This window comes from Terrirhizobium terrae, from assembly GCF_030323265.1.
Classification (GTDB): Bacteria; Pseudomonadota; Alphaproteobacteria; order Rhizobiales; family Rhizobiaceae; genus Neorhizobium.
In genome coordinates this window covers 312,190-326,712 of sequence record NZ_CP104991.1, presented here as the reverse complement: position 1 = coordinate 326,712, position 14,523 = coordinate 312,190, and the positions used below count along the sequence as shown (strand labels likewise).

The 14,523-nt window shown below is 58.2% G+C and carries 22 protein-coding genes and 2 pseudogenes; 13 read left to right on the top strand and 11 right to left on the bottom strand.

Annotated elements, in window-relative coordinates:
• Window positions 1-8 precede the first annotated feature (8 nt).
• The 3 genes from N7E02_RS05400 to N7E02_RS05390 are packed head-to-tail and all read right to left on the bottom strand — an operon-like array spanning window position 9 to window position 2,290.
• Window positions 9-242: a hypothetical protein gene (locus tag N7E02_RS05400; protein WP_286579000.1), complete on the bottom strand. Its 234-nt coding sequence runs from the start codon at window positions 240-242 to the stop codon at window positions 9-11.
• Between the two features lie 52 nt (window positions 243-294).
• A complete protein-coding gene (groL, locus tag N7E02_RS05395; protein ID WP_286578999.1) occupies window positions 295-1,923 on the bottom strand; it encodes a chaperonin GroEL in 1,629 nt (542 codons plus the stop codon).
• 52 nt (window positions 1,924-1,975) lie between these two features.
• Entirely contained in the window at window positions 1,976-2,290 is a 315-nt protein-coding gene (locus N7E02_RS05390) for a co-chaperone GroES (RefSeq protein WP_286578998.1), read from the bottom strand.
• 277 nt (window positions 2,291-2,567) lie between these two features.
• On the opposite strand from N7E02_RS05390, the gene N7E02_RS05385 reads away from it, so the two are divergent.
• From N7E02_RS05385 to N7E02_RS05355, 6 genes are all read left to right on the top strand, one after another.
• The gene (locus N7E02_RS05385; protein ID WP_286578997.1) at window positions 2,568-2,840 is read left to right on the top strand and encodes an usg protein; all 273 of its coding nucleotides are present in this window, start codon (window positions 2,568-2,570) and stop codon (window positions 2,838-2,840) included.
• 93 nt (window positions 2,841-2,933) lie between these two features.
• Window positions 2,934-3,224 carry a hypothetical protein gene (locus N7E02_RS05380; protein WP_119944829.1) on the top strand — a complete coding sequence of 97 codons (291 nt, stop codon included), beginning with the start codon at window positions 2,934-2,936 and terminating at the stop codon, window positions 3,222-3,224.
• Between the two features lie 148 nt (window positions 3,225-3,372).
• On the top strand, window positions 3,373-3,846 hold the full coding sequence (locus tag N7E02_RS05375; RefSeq protein ID WP_286578996.1) for an Hsp20 family protein: 474 nt from the start codon (window positions 3,373-3,375) through the stop codon (window positions 3,844-3,846).
• 77 nt (window positions 3,847-3,923) lie between these two features.
• Window positions 3,924-4,223: a DUF982 domain-containing protein gene (locus tag N7E02_RS05370; RefSeq protein WP_286578995.1), complete on the top strand. Its 300-nt coding sequence runs from the start codon at window positions 3,924-3,926 to the stop codon at window positions 4,221-4,223.
• Window positions 4,224-4,232: 9 nt separating this feature from the next.
• On the top strand, window positions 4,233-4,430 hold the full coding sequence (locus N7E02_RS05365) for a hypothetical protein (protein WP_353622813.1): 198 nt from the start codon (window positions 4,233-4,235) through the stop codon (window positions 4,428-4,430).
• Window positions 4,431-4,720: 290 nt separating this feature from the next.
• Window positions 4,721-4,861 carry a nucleotidyl cyclase domain-containing protein gene (locus tag N7E02_RS05355; RefSeq protein WP_286579089.1) on the top strand — a complete coding sequence of 47 codons (141 nt, stop codon included), beginning with the start codon at window positions 4,721-4,723 and terminating at the stop codon, window positions 4,859-4,861.
• A gap of 278 nt (window positions 4,862-5,139) precedes the next feature.
• Here the strand turns inward: N7E02_RS05355 and N7E02_RS05350 are convergent, their stop codons facing one another.
• Entirely contained in the window at window positions 5,140-5,790 is a 651-nt protein-coding gene (locus N7E02_RS05350) for a LysR substrate-binding domain-containing protein (protein WP_286578994.1), read from the bottom strand.
• Window positions 5,791-6,047: 257 nt separating this feature from the next.
• On the opposite strand from N7E02_RS05350, the gene N7E02_RS05345 reads away from it, so the two are divergent.
• Both N7E02_RS05345 and N7E02_RS05340 read left to right on the top strand, forming a co-directional pair.
• A complete protein-coding gene (locus N7E02_RS05345; protein WP_286578993.1) occupies window positions 6,048-6,299 on the top strand; it encodes a type II toxin-antitoxin system Phd/YefM family antitoxin in 252 nt (83 codons plus the stop codon).
• Window positions 6,296-6,745: a type II toxin-antitoxin system VapC family toxin gene (locus N7E02_RS05340; protein WP_286578992.1), complete on the top strand. Its 450-nt coding sequence runs from the start codon at window positions 6,296-6,298 to the stop codon at window positions 6,743-6,745. The genes N7E02_RS05345 and N7E02_RS05340 overlap by 4 nt, the downstream gene beginning before the upstream one ends.
• 131 nt (window positions 6,746-6,876) lie before the next feature.
• On the opposite strand, the pseudogene N7E02_RS05335 reads toward N7E02_RS05340, so the two are convergent.
• The 3 genes and pseudogenes from N7E02_RS05335 to N7E02_RS05325 all read right to left on the bottom strand — a co-directional run bounded on the left by N7E02_RS05335 (window position 6,877) and on the right by N7E02_RS05325 (window position 8,656).
• Window positions 6,877-7,189: pseudogene (locus N7E02_RS05335) on the bottom strand (addiction module antidote protein).
• A gap of 4 nt (window positions 7,190-7,193) precedes the next feature.
• Window positions 7,194-7,490, bottom strand: a complete 297-nt coding sequence (locus tag N7E02_RS05330) for a type II toxin-antitoxin system RelE/ParE family toxin (protein WP_286578991.1) — start codon at window positions 7,488-7,490, stop codon at window positions 7,194-7,196.
• A 290-nt stretch (window positions 7,491-7,780) separates the two neighbouring features.
• The gene (locus N7E02_RS05325; RefSeq protein ID WP_286578990.1) at window positions 7,781-8,656 is read right to left on the bottom strand and encodes a LysR family transcriptional regulator; all 876 of its coding nucleotides are present in this window, start codon (window positions 8,654-8,656) and stop codon (window positions 7,781-7,783) included.
• Window positions 8,657-8,757: 101 nt separating this feature from the next.
• Between N7E02_RS05325 and N7E02_RS05320 the strand changes: the two are divergent.
• Window positions 8,758-9,680, top strand: a pseudogene (locus N7E02_RS05320) (SDR family NAD(P)-dependent oxidoreductase).
• A 64-nt stretch (window positions 9,681-9,744) separates the two neighbouring features.
• Here N7E02_RS05320 and N7E02_RS05315 read toward each other — a convergent pair.
• The 4 genes from N7E02_RS05315 to N7E02_RS05300 all read right to left on the bottom strand — a co-directional run bounded on the left by N7E02_RS05315 (window position 9,745) and on the right by N7E02_RS05300 (window position 12,013).
• Window positions 9,745-10,191, bottom strand: coding sequence for a carboxymuconolactone decarboxylase family protein (locus tag N7E02_RS05315; protein WP_286578989.1), 447 nt, complete (start codon window positions 10,189-10,191; stop codon window positions 9,745-9,747).
• A 92-nt stretch (window positions 10,192-10,283) separates the two neighbouring features.
• On the bottom strand, window positions 10,284-10,721 hold the full coding sequence (locus N7E02_RS05310; RefSeq protein ID WP_286578988.1) for a cupin domain-containing protein: 438 nt from the start codon (window positions 10,719-10,721) through the stop codon (window positions 10,284-10,286).
• Between the two features lie 15 nt (window positions 10,722-10,736).
• A complete protein-coding gene (locus tag N7E02_RS05305) occupies window positions 10,737-11,489 on the bottom strand; it encodes an SDR family oxidoreductase (protein ID WP_286578987.1) in 753 nt (250 codons plus the stop codon).
• 11 nt (window positions 11,490-11,500) lie between these two features.
• Window positions 11,501-12,013 carry an RrF2 family transcriptional regulator gene (locus tag N7E02_RS05300; protein ID WP_286578986.1) on the bottom strand — a complete coding sequence of 171 codons (513 nt, stop codon included), beginning with the start codon at window positions 12,011-12,013 and terminating at the stop codon, window positions 11,501-11,503.
• 176 nt (window positions 12,014-12,189) lie between these two features.
• Between N7E02_RS05300 and N7E02_RS05295 the strand changes: the two genes are divergently transcribed.
• The 4 genes from N7E02_RS05295 (at window position 12,190) to N7E02_RS05280 (ending at window position 14,520) form a co-directional block, all read left to right on the top strand.
• Entirely contained in the window at window positions 12,190-12,594 is a 405-nt protein-coding gene (locus N7E02_RS05295; RefSeq protein ID WP_286578985.1) for a YybH family protein, read from the top strand.
• On the top strand, window positions 12,594-12,995 hold the full coding sequence (locus tag N7E02_RS05290; protein ID WP_286578984.1) for an Ada metal-binding domain-containing protein: 402 nt from the start codon (window positions 12,594-12,596) through the stop codon (window positions 12,993-12,995). The genes N7E02_RS05295 and N7E02_RS05290 overlap by 1 nt, the downstream gene beginning before the upstream one ends.
• A gap of 147 nt (window positions 12,996-13,142) precedes the next feature.
• A complete protein-coding gene (locus N7E02_RS05285; protein WP_286578983.1) occupies window positions 13,143-13,619 on the top strand; it encodes a methylated-DNA--[protein]-cysteine S-methyltransferase in 477 nt (158 codons plus the stop codon).
• 700 nt (window positions 13,620-14,319) lie between these two features.
• A complete protein-coding gene (locus N7E02_RS05280; protein WP_286578982.1) occupies window positions 14,320-14,520 on the top strand; it encodes a CrpP-related protein in 201 nt (66 codons plus the stop codon).
• Window positions 14,521-14,523 lie beyond the last annotated feature (3 nt).

Genomic DNA, 14,523 nt, shown 5'->3' with positions numbered 1-14,523 from the left:
CCCAAATCTCACGGGGATTTCTCTTCAGCTCTCACCTTAGAGTCTTGTTCGCCATTGACTGACTTTAGGGCAGCGTTGAGAAGCTCGTCACGATCGTGCATACCTCTGTTGTAAAGTCTGGCAACCGTTGCGGTCAGGCGACCAATTGCTGCGGGATCGCGCACGATGCCTTGAGCGCGTGCCACTTCCTTTACGACACCTGCACAGAAAAGTGCATCCTCTTTCGAAATTGGTGCTGTCATATTATCCCCGCCAGAATAGCCCGCCCCTCGCTGGGGCGGGCGTTGGAACTGGTTAGAAGTCCATGCCCGGACCAGCGGGCAGGGCGGGGGCGGCGTCCTTCTTAGGCTTTTCGGCGATCATCGCTTCGGTCGTGACCAGCAGACCTGCGACCGAGGCCGCGTCCTGCAGTGCGGTGCGAACCACCTTGGCCGGATCGATGACGCCCTGCGCGTAGAGATCTCCGTACTCGCCGGTCTGCGCGTTCCATCCGAACGACAGATCGGTCTTTTCCCGAAGCTTGCCAACGATGATCGAGCCTTCGGCGCCGGCATTCTCAGCGATCTGACGCACAGGTGCCTCGATCGCCCGGCGGACGATCTCGATGCCAACCCGCTGATCGTCATTGGCCGTCGGGAGGCCGTCCAACGCTTTGACAGCACGCAGCAATGCTACGCCACCGCCAGGCAAAACGCCCTCTTCGACGGCCGCGCGCGTCGCATGCAGAGCATCGTCGACGCGGTCCTTCTTCTCCTTCACCTCGACTTCAGTCGAGCCGCCGACGCGGATGACGGCAACGCCGCCAGCGAGCTTGGCAAGTCGTTCCTGCAGTTTTTCGCGGTCGTAATCGGATGTGGTCTCCTCGATCTGTGCGCGGATCTGGGCCACTCGTCCGTCGATCTCGGCCTTGGAGCCAACGCCGTCGATGATCGTCGTGTTTTCCTTCTCGATCGCCACCTTCTTGGCGCGGCCGAGCATGTTCAGCGTGACGTTCTCGAGCTTGATGCCGACGTCTTCGGAGATGACCGTTCCGCCCGTGAGGATGGCGATGTCTTCGAGCATGGCCTTGCGACGATCGCCGAAGCCCGGCGCCTTGACGGCAGCGATCTTCAGGCCGCCGCGCAGCTTGTTGACGACGAGTGTTGCAAGAGCCTCACCTTCAACGTCTTCAGCAATGATCAGCAGAGGCTTGCCGGACTTCACAACGGCTTCCAGCACCGGCAGCAAAGACTGAAGGTTGGACAGCTTCTTCTCATGGATGAGGATATAAGGCTCTTCGAGCTCAACCCGCATCTTGTCTTGATTGGTGACGAAGTACGGGCTGAGATAACCGCGGTCGAATTGCATGCCTTCGACGACTTCCAACTCGGTCTCGGCTGTCTTGGCTTCCTCGACGGTGATGACGCCTTCGTTGCCGACCTTTTCCATCGCCTCGGCCAGATACTTGCCGATCTCCTCGTCGCCATTGGCCGAGATGGTGCCGACCTGGGCGATTTCCGAGTTGCTGGTGATCTTGCGGGCGTTCGCTTTCAGCTCTTTGACGACAGCGTCGACGGCGATATCGATGCCGCGCTTCAGGTCCATCGGATTCATGCCCGACGCAACCGCCTTGGCACCTTCCTTGACAATGGCCTGGGCGAGAACAGTTGCCGTGGTGGTACCGTCGCCGGCGAGATCGTTGGTTTTCGACGCCACCTCGCGCAGCATCTGCGCGCCCATGTTTTCGAACTTGTCTTCCAGTTCGATCTCTTTGGCGACGGAGACGCCGTCCTTGGTGATGCGTGGCGCACCGAACGACTTGTCGATGACGACGTTGCGGCCTTTCGGACCAAGCGTGACTTTTACCGCATTGGCAAGAACATCGACGCCACGCAGCATGCGTTCACGGGCATCGGTGTTGAATTTGACTTCTTTCGCAGCCATTTGTTCACTCCTTCAATAGGCAGCTTTTTGACGCATGGGCGGCAGTGCGTGATTACGCAGCCTGCTTCTGCTCAGCCTGGGCTTCGATAATGCCCAGGACGTCGCTTTCCTTCATGATCAACAGGTCTTCACCATTGATCTTGATTTCGGTGCCTGACCATTTGCCGAACAGGATGCGGTCGCCCGCCTTGACGTCGAGCGGCTGGATCTGGCCGGCTTCGTTGCGCGCACCAGGACCGACGGCGACGACCTCGCCCTCGGATGGCTTTTCCTTGGCGGTATCCGGAATGATGATGCCGCCTTTAGTCTTTTCCTGGGATTCGACCCGGCGGACGAGAATGCGATCATGAAGCGGTCGGAACGACATGTTTTCCTCCGTTGAGCAAAAATGATGACGTTGAAGACCCCTACCGGACCGGGTGACCAATCCGGACGGGTGCGAACCTCACTCGAGCGCTCGCGGGCAAAATTTATTTTTGAGATTTTTCGATTTCAAGAGGGTGAACTGAATAAAATTAGCACTCGGCCGTATAGGCTGCTAACACACTGCAATCGTTGAGTAAAATCGAGAAAAATAATGGTTCCATCTTGAAGCCGCTCATGATTTGGGTCATCTTCGCAGTGTCACGAAACGGAGATGAAGCATGCCATTCTCATCGGACATTGATCGACAGCTCAATGGCTACGGCCTCACAACTGCTTACATCCTCTATCGTATCCCAGACTTTGAATTCGCTCTTCAGACCTATGTCTGGCAGGACTACGATCTCGCACCTGATTTCCCCGAGATGCGTAAGTTCCTGGATTTCTGGAAGACCTCTCTCGATGGGCCTCTGCACTCTGTTCGTTATAGCCACCAGCGCCTGATCGGGCCGAATGAATGGCGACGCGTCGATGGCGAATTCAAGCTGCAGTGAACCTTGAATTCGATTTCTTGCTCTCCTAACTGAGCGGCGGCCGAGGCTTGATGAGCTCGGTCGCTTTCCACGTCTGTATGGAGTCGAGACGGCATGGAACAGAATATCGAGATCATGAAAAACGCGAGCGTTTCCGAAAGGGAAGAAATCATTATCGATTTCGCCCGGTGGCTGGAGACAACGTCCCAGGATGCATTGGTCTATGGCGAGGGACGTTTCGCCTTGATGTCTGCAAACTTGGCTCAGGCGATCCGTGCCAACGCTGATGACCTTGCGCGCGACACGCCTGAAACGGCGGCGCGCCTGTTGCAGCAAGCATGCGCGATGATATCGCAGTTCAAGGCAACTTATCCCCATCGCGTCCTAAGCCGCTCGATCCACTGATACCGTCGATTTTTTCGCGACAGATCTTGAATCGAAAAATCGGCAAACCAAAATCGAATGTCGCCAGCCGCTCAATAATGGGCTGGCTTTGCCGGGAGCGCCGCTTTTGGCATTCCCGTACCCATGTTGCTTCAAGGAGGATATGGCTATGGCAACATCGTATGATTATGCACCGCTCTACCGTTCGAGCGTCGGCTTCGACCGGATTTTCAATCTTCTCGAAAACGCGCAGCGCGCTCGCCCGTCGAACGACTGGCCTCCCTATGACATCGTCAAAACAGATGATGACACCTACCGTATCTCGATTGCGGTCGCGGGCTTCGCCCAGGACGATCTCGACATCACCTTCCAGTCCAATCTGCTGACAGTCACCGGCAAGAAGCAGGAATCCCCGACAAAGGGCTACCTGCATCGCGGCATTGCAGGTCGCCCGTTCGAGCACCGCTTCGAACTGGCTGATCACGTACGCGTGGATGGGGCCGACTTGAACAACGGTCTGCTGACGATCGAGCTCGTTCGTGAAATCCCCGAGGCTCTGAAACCGAGGAAAATTTCGATCGAGAGCACGCCTGCGCTGACCTCTGCCGCTCCAGCACAGATCGAAGCGCAAAAGGCGGCCTGATCCTGAAATTCGTTCATTAGGTCAGGGCGCCATTGCGATGGCGCCCGTCAACATTGCGGGTTGGGAAGGAGAGAATGATGAAGCCCGATATGTTCAGAGAACCCGTCACCATTCTTGTCGGCCTCGGGTTCCCGGCGCAAGTTCGCGGGGTGATGGATGCCTATCAAATCCTTGCCGAGTGGCCAGGCTCCTTTAGGGACAGGGCTCACGCTGTAGCCCTGAAGGCATGCCAGGCAGCGCTGCGTGGCGAGATCGAAGCAGAGACGGCGCGGGGCCTCTTCGTGGCGTTTGCACAAAAGCATGATCTTGTAACGATCGGGACGCCGGCAATCGTGGCTGCTCGGTCGCGTGGCAACACGGATCCCCATGTACAGTGAGTGCGTGTCATGACGACAGCGATATTTCAACAACTGACCGACAAAGCCGTTTCCATCGGGCCTGTAGTTTTGATGGAAGGCCTGCAACTCTACCGGCCACGCGATGTGGTAGAAACCTCAGCGCTGTCCATCGAGGACAAGCGTACCATTTTGGCCGCTTGGGCATCCGACCTCTACGCCATCGATTCGAGACCGGCACTTCGATAGCTGCCAGGTACGCCGGAAGCAGTATCGATTGATGATGTGCGGGACGCACTCATCGAACTCGATCGGTGGCATCAGCTTTAATGACGTGGCTGGCGTGGAAATTTACCACGCCATATTCCAGCGTCAGAGCTCCGTATCAACCGACATAGGCTTTGACCCGCCCGGTGGAAGATCAAATAAGCGGCGCACGAGATGGAGAAACGCGCCGTGAGGCCGCCCAAGCACGAGCGTCATCGCCGCCGCGCCGATTGCGCCTCACCGGCGGCGCCGCTGAAGGCGAATTTAGCGTGATGCTGTTCGACCTAGACTGGTTCAAATTCATTACTGACCGGTACGGCCTCACGGCAGGGGATGGGGCGCTGAGACACGCTGCGCAGTCATCCGCCATGAGGCGCGACCGATGGACCTTTTGCTTGTCTCGGCGACGATGAGATTGCCCTTATGTTGTTTAAGGTTAACCCGGATGAGGCTTCAAAAGCGGCGGAGGAAATCGTCACGGCCTTGGCTAAGTGCGCGTTGCAATCATCGCGGACGCCTGACGATCACCGGAAAGTAACTAGTTGCCCAATGCCCCGAAGGGTCCGGGACGACGCCGCCCTTTGCATAGATTTCGTCAAAGGACAGATTCGAACCAGAGCGGTTATTTGCGCGTCTCGGACCTCGTTCGTGCATCGCGAAAATGGGACTAATTTTATATGCGGGCAGAATGTCATACCAACGCAGCGAGCCTGTCACGCAGCCAGCTTTGTGCTGGATGGTTGGTGGTCCGATGGTGCCAGATAGTGGCGATGGCAAAGCCGGGTATGTGGAGTGGCGGTTCCAGCACCTGCACCCGGTCTGACCAACCGTCTGCGATCCGACGTGGAATCACCGCGATCATATCGGATCGTGACACGATCTCCGGCACGATCAGGAAGCCCGACGTGGACAAGGCAACGGTACGACGGCGGCCGATCGCCTCAAGCGCCGCATCGGTAGGCCCGGCAAAGCCCCCGCCAAGTTTTGAAACGACGACGTGGTCCAGCGCGCAGAACAAGTCTAGATCTAGGACCCCGTGCACGGCCGGATGCTCCTGTCGCGCGACGACCACATACTTCTCTTCGTAGAGCTGGAGCTGGCGCATCGCCGCCGGCGCTTCTTCGGGCCTTGCCAAAGCCAGGTCTACCTCGCCACGCTCCAACTGTGTCGTGAGTGCCATCACGTCGAGTGTCCGCCAGGCGACGCGAACCATTGGCGCCTCGGCCCGCAAAACGACTGAGTAGCGTGCCAGCAGCGCATACTGAACGTAGTCGCTCTCTTCGGCTGGGAAGCCAAAATCGTTACAGGAGAAATCCCTTGTCAATGAGAACGCCAAATCCAACGATCACCCGCCATTCGAGCGCAGCAGTTTGATCCATCTAGCGATCGCGAGACGGCCCAACGTTCGGCCGCCTTAGACACAAAGTAATCGGAAGGGCATGTTTACGATTATGCCGATAAGACCTGGGAAGCCAGTTAGATGGGCGGGCGGTCCTCATTCAAAGGCTGAGATCGCAATATTGCGTAGGGTGAGCTGGCACTTCATTATCCAGAGCGATTGCTATATGACTATATATGGTCATATAATGTGGAGGTTGCATGTCGAATATTAGTGTCGCTGAGGCGAAAGCTGGATTCGCAGGACTTGTCGATGAAGCCGCCAAGGGTGAGTTTGTAACCATCACAAGGCATGGAAAACCGGCTGCGGTGATTGTGAGCGTTGAGGCTGCGGAAGCAGCAAAGAAGGCGCTGATGAAGCCTAGGGCGAACTTTGGGGATTTCTTGTTGACCTTTCCAGGCGGTGCGGACGTCGGGCGTGACCATTCAAGTATGCGCGACGCCGATCTGTGACCGCGTATCTGCTAGACACAAATATCATCAGCAAGTTTGCACCGGATAAAAATCTGCCCTCTGCTGAGGTTCGCGACTGGTTTCATCAGCAAGGTGAGGCGGATGCGCTATTCCTGTCCGCGATGACGGTAGCTGAGGTCGAGAGAGGACTGCGGTCGCTCCATCGCCGTGGCGGTTTTGAACGGGCGAAGAGGCTTTCGCTCTGGCTGGATTTTATTACCACGACTTTTGATGATCGAATCTTACCCATGGACATCGTTGTCGCTCGAATCGCCGGGTCCATGGAGGATGAAGCGAGTGGAAAAGGCCAGAGCCCCGGGTTAGGTGACATCGTCATCGCCGCGACAGCTCGCGCCTACGATTTGACGGTGATTACCGAAAATTTGCGGCACTTCGAGCCTCTGAATGTAGCCGTAGACCTCCCAGCTTTTTTCAGAGCCGTTTAAAAAGCTAGCTGTAAGTTCACGTGAACTACGGGGCTGAGGTTCGTATCTCATCAAGAGCTTAAACCATGAGAAACGGACTGCTTCTCTGGCACGGAGCAAAAAATCGTCTAGTCAATGCTCGAATATGCTGTTCACTTCACTGCGGCGGTCGATCCCCTGTCGGATTTCAAAACAAGATTTAGCCTGTAACCAAGTGCGTCAGCTACCTTTGCAATCGTCCCAAACTCTGGATTGCCATCCCCACTTAATGCCCGGTAGAGAGCAGGTCGTGTAAGGCCGGTATTCCGAGAAAGATCTGACATGCCGCGCGCGCGCGACAACACCAAGAGCACGAGCAATATGGCTTGCGTCTCCATCTTCGCTTGCAGCTAAAAGATATTCAGCAATCGCTTCCTCACTTCCAAGGAATTCGGCGGAGTCGTACTCAAACGTCTCAAGTGGCATGTGATTACTCCTTCAATTGCTGTGCTAGTTTTTTAGCCAATCGAATGTCTTTGTCTTGGGTACTCTTGTCGCCAGCACAGAGAAGAACGTAAACGATCGACCCATCCCGGACAAAATAGACCCGATAACCAGGCCCATAATTAATGCGGAGTTCGCTCACGCCTTCGCCGACTGGCTTTACATCCCCAGGATTTCCTGCAGCGAGACGGTCAATGCGGTCGGCAATTCGAGCTTGGGCACGAAAGTCCTTCAGAGTTTTGATCCAGTCCGCATAATCACGGGTGCGCCTAATCGTGAACATGAAGTTATGTAACCCATAGGGGACAAAACATCAAGTCGGTGGTTGTCCGGGAATATGGCTGTTTGAGGCTTTTGGCCTGAGTGTGGTCGGCCAAATGATTGATTCGGTTCCATCTTCGTCACATCACGATGACCAATCTTTTTTGTTGTGGCTGTCCTTACGCGTTTTGGCCCCTTAGGGCGGCCTAAGGACGGCCCTTCCGAAGGTAAAATTGCAGCAAATATAACTGATCTGGCCGACGGGTCGACGGTTCGTATCCGCTCAAGACCTTCGCTTTGGCAGTGGAGATCTCAAAAGTCGAGGAACGCTCTCATGCCGTTACCTAGGTGGCGATGCCGGGGGTAGTAGAGGCAAAGACCAGGATAGGGCGGCGTCCAGTCGTCGAGCATCTGCCGCAGTTTTCCGTTGGCAAGAGCATCGGCCGCCATCCACCGCGTCACATAAGCGAGACCGGCGCCGTCCAGTGCTGCCGAAAGAAGAAGTTGGGACTGATCAACGACGAGATTGCCGTTTGTCGCGACGACAATATCCTCGCCGCGACGTTGGAACTCCCAGCGATAGATCGAGCCGCCCGCCATGCGAAGCTGGATACACTGATGCAGAGCTAGATCCGATGGGCGGTCAAGGGGCGGTGCCCCGTCAAGATATGCGGGCGACGCTACCACAATGTGTTGCTGGTCCGGGCCGAGTGGGATCGCGACCATTTCGTCGGGGACGAGTTCGGCTGTGCGGATGCCGCAGTCGAACCCTCCTTCGGCGATGTCGACCAGTCTTCCCTCGGAGCTGATCTCGAACCGCATCGCAGGCTGAAGCTTCATAAAGCGGGTGAGGATGGGCATAAGCACCTGCTCGGCCGCGTTTGCGTCGCAGTTGATCCTTACCAGTCCGGACCGCGATGCGGTCTGCTCGTGAAGCTCCTCGACCGCCAGTCCGATCTCCCCGATTGTCGGCATGATCCGCTCCGCAAGCCGCCGTCCGGCCTCCGTCAGCGAAACATTCCTCGTCGAGCGATGGAAAAGCTGCACCTTTAGACGCCTCTCCAGTCCGGCGACAGCGTGGCTCAATGCGGACGCCGTCTGGCCGAGCGACCTCGACGCAGCACGAAACCCCGCATGTTCGGCGACGGCAAGAAAGGCCGCCAGCTCGCCCGGTGGAAGCGAACTCACTGTACGAATTATCTCATCATTGCGTGTAGCGTTGGTCATCTAGTTCACGAATGCCTCGCGCTTTTCTCCCGGGCAAGTCGAATGTCTGAAGGAGCATGACCATGACTTCAACCATCCCATTTGGGTTTTCATCAACCGCCGCCGACGTTCTGGAAGGGGTCGACCTTGCCGGACGAAATGTCGTCGTGACCGGAGGTGCTGCGGGCATCGGACTGGAGACGAGCCGCGCTCTCGCGGCCGCAGGCGCGGCTGTGACGATTGCGGCCCGCCGTCCGGACGAGGCCGAGAGAGCTGTCGCCGAGTTGACGCGAACAATGCCTCGGGCTCGGCTGCGCGTTTGCCGCCTTGATCTCTCCGATCTTTCTTCCGTCAGGGAATTTACGGAAAGCTGGGACGAACCCCTGCACGTCCTCGTCAACAACGCAGGCGTCATGGCCATTCCGGAGCTGCAGAGGAGTGCGGAAGGGCGAGAGATGCAATTCGCCACCAACTACGTCGGCCACTTCGCGCTCGCGCTTGGCCTGCGGAAGCATCTGGCCAGCGCGAACGGCGCCCGCGTCGTCTCCGTCGCCTCGACGGGCAACCTGTTTGCGCCCGTGTTCTGGGACGATCCGGACTTCCGCTTCATTCCATACGATCCGTTGCTCGCCTACGGCCAGTCGAAGACGGCCTGTATCCTCATGTCCGTTGGCATCAGGCAGGCGTGGGCATGCGACGGCATCACGTCGAATGCCCTCAACCCCGGAGCGATCGCAACCGGCCTTCAGAAGCATACCGGCGGCCTTCGGACGCCCGAGCATCTGCGAAAGACGATAGAGCAGGGGGCAGCCACGTCGGTGCTGCTCGCGGGCTCGCCGCTCGTGGAGGGAATTTCCGGCAGATATTTCGACGACTGCCAGGAGGCGCCGGTCGTCGATGAGCGCGGGTCAGGACCCTTCAAGGGGTGGCAAGATACGCGGTAGATCCCGAAAACGCTTTCCGACTCCGGGAGATGGCGACGCGGATGGTCTCGTCGCCGCTGTAGTTGAAGTAACTGCCGGACCACGAACGGACCGGCAGGTCGGCTTCTTCGGAGCGTTGCGACGCGATCAGGCCTTTGCCGCAACCGGAAGACGGAACGGCGCACCAAGTCGGTTGAAGGCGTTCATCGCGGCGATCGTGATCGTCAAATCGACGAGGTCCTTAGGTTCGAAGGCGGCCGCGGCGGCGGCATAGGCCTCGTCGGACGCATGGGTCTGGCTGACGTTCGTCACTTCCTCCGCCCACGCAAGAGCGGCCCGCTCCTGGTCGCTGAACAGGTGAGGCACCTCGTCCCACACCGGCACCAGTGCGATCTTGTCGACGGACATCGTCTTGCGCAGATCACGGCTATGCATGTCGATGCAGTGGGCGCAGCCGTTGATCTGCGACACGCGCAGGAAGACGAGGTGGATCAGCTCGGCCGGCAGGTTCGTCTTGGCTGTGACGTAGTGATGGACACCAAACAGCGCCTTTGCGCCGTCGGGGGCGACTTCGGACCAGTTCATTCGGGACATATTTTTCCTTTCTTGTGGACGAGGTTCTCCGTTCGCCGGTGAAACCGTCGTTGCTTGTGCGGTAGGTGAGGGGGTGGATCTGGTAGTTAGCGCTACGGCTTGCGCGGCGTCGTCAGGACGGTGTCGTCGGTATCGACGACGAAGACGGCGAGCAGCTTCGCCGGCTCGGTCTTGCTTGCATTGGCGCTGACGTCGTGCCGGTCGCCCGGCAGCTCGGTGAAGTTCTGACCGGCGGTAAAGGTCTTCGTCTCGCCGCCGTTCACGGCGCTCTGGATCGCTCCCTCGAGAACCGTGGCGTAGATGAGTGCGGACTTCGCATGTGTGTGAGCGGAGCTGTAGCCGCCTGGTCCGTATTCGACGAGCACGCCCTTGACGCTCTTGCCAGGAACGTCGGGCAGGGCGTGCTCGTAGACGAGCGTCACTTTGGCGTCCTTCGTATCGTAGGCGAGTCCTGGCTTAGCAACGTCATGAGCTGATGCGGTGGCAAGGGAGGCTGCAAATGCCACAGCCGCATATGCAATGGTCTTCATGATCGTACGCTCCTTCTATGCCTTAAGCCATTCGGCGACCGTGACGCGGCCCTTGATGTAGTCTCTGCCGGGAACCAGGGAGCCAGTGACGACCGGGGCTCCGAAGTAGTCGACGGCGGTGTCCGCAATCACCGAACGGGCATCGCCCTTGGAGGTGAGATACGTCCGGATGAAGCATTCGAAGGGTGCCCGTTCCGGTCCGGCAATATCGACTGTTCCGTTCTTAGGCTCGCCCAGCGCGGCCTCCACCAGGGCAGCGGCGACGTCGTCGGCAGCAATCGGCTGGAAGTCGATATCCGGCACGTTCACCACGCCGTCGGCTGCATATGCGCCGACCAGGGTTTCGATAAACTCGTGGAACTGGGTCGCACGGACGATGGTGTAGGCTTGGCCCGAAGATGCGACGGCCTGCTCCTGCGCCAGCTTGCCTGCCATGTAAGGATTGGCCGCGAGCTGATCGGCGTTGACAATGGAAAGAACGACGTGATGGCGCACGCCCGCGGCCCGTTCGGCGCTCGTCAAGTTCCGGCTCGACGTTCCAAAGAAGTCGGTGATCACGGCCTTATCGAACGACATCATGTTCGACACGTCGATGACGGCGTCGGCGCCCCTTAGCGCATCGGCCAGTCCTTCTCCCGTATAGGCATTGATGCCGTTGCGGGAGCTTGCGGCGACGGCCTCGTGGCCTGCGTCCTGAAGCAGCTTCACTGTCTTCGAGCCGATCAGGCCCGTGCCGCCGATGACGACGACCTTCTTCATCATGCTCATGGTGCTTTCTCCTATGACGAGGCGCGATTGCCCGTCTTGCGTTCGTGGAGTTCGAGGAAGGCGCATCCGCGGGCGGCGATACCACCGTCGTCGTCTGCGCCGAGATCCGCCAGAAGGTCCGCGACGGATACCTTGGCGAGTTCTGCGCGATAGGCCTTCTCGGCCTTCAGCATCGCAGCGTTGATCTGGCAGGGCTTTGTGAAGTAGCGCTGCGGCAGAGGGTTCGGCCCCCGCTGACGGATCTCGGCACAGCGGAAGGCGGGCGCCGGTCCTTCGACCGCGAGGACGATGTCGAGAAGGCTGATATCCTTCGGGGCCTTGGCCAGCCGATAACCACCCTTAGGCCCCGGCATCGTTGCAACGATGCCCGCGCCGGACAGCGCCTGCAGGTGCTTCAGCAGATAGCTCGTCGACACGCCGTGAAGTTCGGCCAGTGCCGCGGCAGACAGCACGCCGTCTTCCGACAGCCCCGCCAGGAATGCCGTGCAGTGAATGGCCTGTTCGACGCCTTCGCTCAGTTTCATCTTGCATCTCCTAATCGTGGATATAAAATATCTACGATTAGGAGAGTTGTCAATCCCCGATCATTTAGACCGGTCGAAAATCGGAATATGAGATCAGAAAACGGAGTTTCGACGCCTTGGTGCCTTGCCATAGTCAGGACGCTCGCAGGAGCGGAAACAACAACGAAGGACATCGAATGACCATGAAGCTTGCACTTTCCTCGACGCCGGAGGGCATCGTCCCAGCTCTTCTCGCCCATCTGAACTCGCTCGACGTCGAGACCATGCTCGGCTTCTACGACCCGGAAGGATTGATCGTCGACGCTGCGGGCGTCGCTCACGTGGGCAAAGACGCAATCGGCAAGGAGCTTGCAAAGTACTTCAGCCTCGGCCTTCAGATGTCGATCACCCAGCGCCACCTGTTCGTCGCCGGCGATGTCGCCTCTCTCATCCTCGACTGGTCATACATCGGCACCGCGAAAGATGGGACCGAGATCAACATGGTAGCCACTGCGACGGACATCGCCCGCCGCGGTCCCGACGGCCTGTGGCGTTACCTCATCGACAACCCGTTTGGCTCGATGCAGAGGAACGCGGCCTGATGACGGAAGCAGCGGATATCGGAAATGCAGCGACGACACCCGTATTCCGGGGCGTCGTCACGACGGGAGTCTACTGCCGGACGAACTGCATCTCGCGTCCGCCTCGGCCGGAAAACATGCGCCGGTTCGTCTGCGTGGCGGAGGCGGAGGCGGCCGGCTTCCGCCCTTGCCGGCGATGCCGCCCAAACGAGGAGGAGTTCGCAAAGAGGAACACGGCTCTAGTGGCGGAAGCCTGCAGGCTGATAGATGCCGGAGACAGCTCGCCGACGGTGGCGGCTCTCGCGCACGCCCTTGGGATCAGCGAGGGACATTTCCACCGTGTGTTCCGGGAACATACCGGGATGACGCCGCGCGCATACATGCTCGAGAGGAGGGCGCAGCTCGTCCGGGAAGGACTTTAGCCAGGCAAGTCGATTACGTCGACGTTCTACGATGCTGGCTTCGAATCGAGCAGCCGGTTCTACGCGGTCGCAAATCGTGCGCTGGGGATGGCTCCGGCTGACTTTAGAGCAGGTGGTCGGAAGGAGACCCTCCGCTTTGCTATCGGCTTGACGTCGCTGGGCTCAATCCTTGTCGCTTCAAGCGAGAAGGGCGTCGTAGCGATCCTGATGGCGGACGATCGCGAAGAGCTTTTAAGGGATCTTCAGGATCGATTTCCCAACGCCGTTCTCGTTGGAGGAGATCGCGGCTATGAGGAAGTCGTCGCCCAGGTTGTCGGAATGGTGGAGGCTCCTGGCGCAAGCATCAATCTGTCCCTCGATATTCGGGGGACGGCGTTTCAGAGGCGCGTATGGGCGGCCTTGCGTAAGGTGCCGCCGGGCGAGACAGTCAGCTATGACGAGATTGCAATTCGGCTCGGTCTTGGCAAAGCAGGAAAGGCTGTCGCTAGCGCCTGTGCGAGCAACCCTCTGGCGGTTGCAATTCCATGCCACCGCGTCGTTAAAAACGACGGGACGACCTTTGCTTATACGTGGGGTATCTCGCGAAAGGACGAGCTCCTGCGCAGGGAGGTAGGGCAACTTTGACATCATTGCCAAGCAGCTCGCCGACCAAGTTTACGCATCATGCGAAGGCTCGCGAAAGCCTGCGGTGGCTCTTAACCCAGTTTCGCGATTATATACAGCTGCTTGAGCTGAGAGTATTGCCGGGGTCAGGTTTGGACACCATCAAGAGCTCAAGGGATAGGGCCTTTTTGAGAGTTGAAAAAACGAGCAGCTTCTCAAAGACATTTCGGCGAGCGTGATATATGACCGCGGTATTGATCGCTTTGCGTTAGACAAGTAGCCATGCAAGATCTCATTGACTCGGCTCGCGGCTTTGGATGCACGCAAGGCGAGACCAATCGTTCCCAATTCAGCAGGCTGGAACCCTTGCACCGCATGACACCTCCAGATGCGGAAACAGGAACTTTAAAGGTTCCGCCCCGGCGCGCTTCCATCAGGCGGCTGGCGAAATCGCGAGAGGCGGCGGCGCAAGGTCAGGGCGCCAAAGCGAGAGAGGAATAGAAGCAGAAACGACCAGCGGTATCGAAGCCTAAACGCCAGTCGACGGAGGGCTGATCTCACGTCCAGCATCAGCTCTTCGTACGATAACGTACGAGCAAAGAAGGCCTCTTCAAGTCGAAGCTTGGAAAAATCTAAGATAGGTTTTCCCAATTTTTGATTCGCGGGAGGCCGCGGCACTTCAAGGTTTGACAGAATGATACAGCGATCATGAGGATCGAAAATGAGTTTGGATGTCGAAACTATGCTTGATTGGCAACAGCGCGGGATCAACGCACGGGTGCTTGGCCTCTCTGCAGGCAACAATCCACTGATTTGCTATATTCAGGAGGCAAGCTGCCCGAGAGAAAAGGACAGCCCGATGCAGAAAGCGGACGCTTGGATGTTTGGCTGGAATATCGAACATGCCACCCGCGTCTCGTGAGTT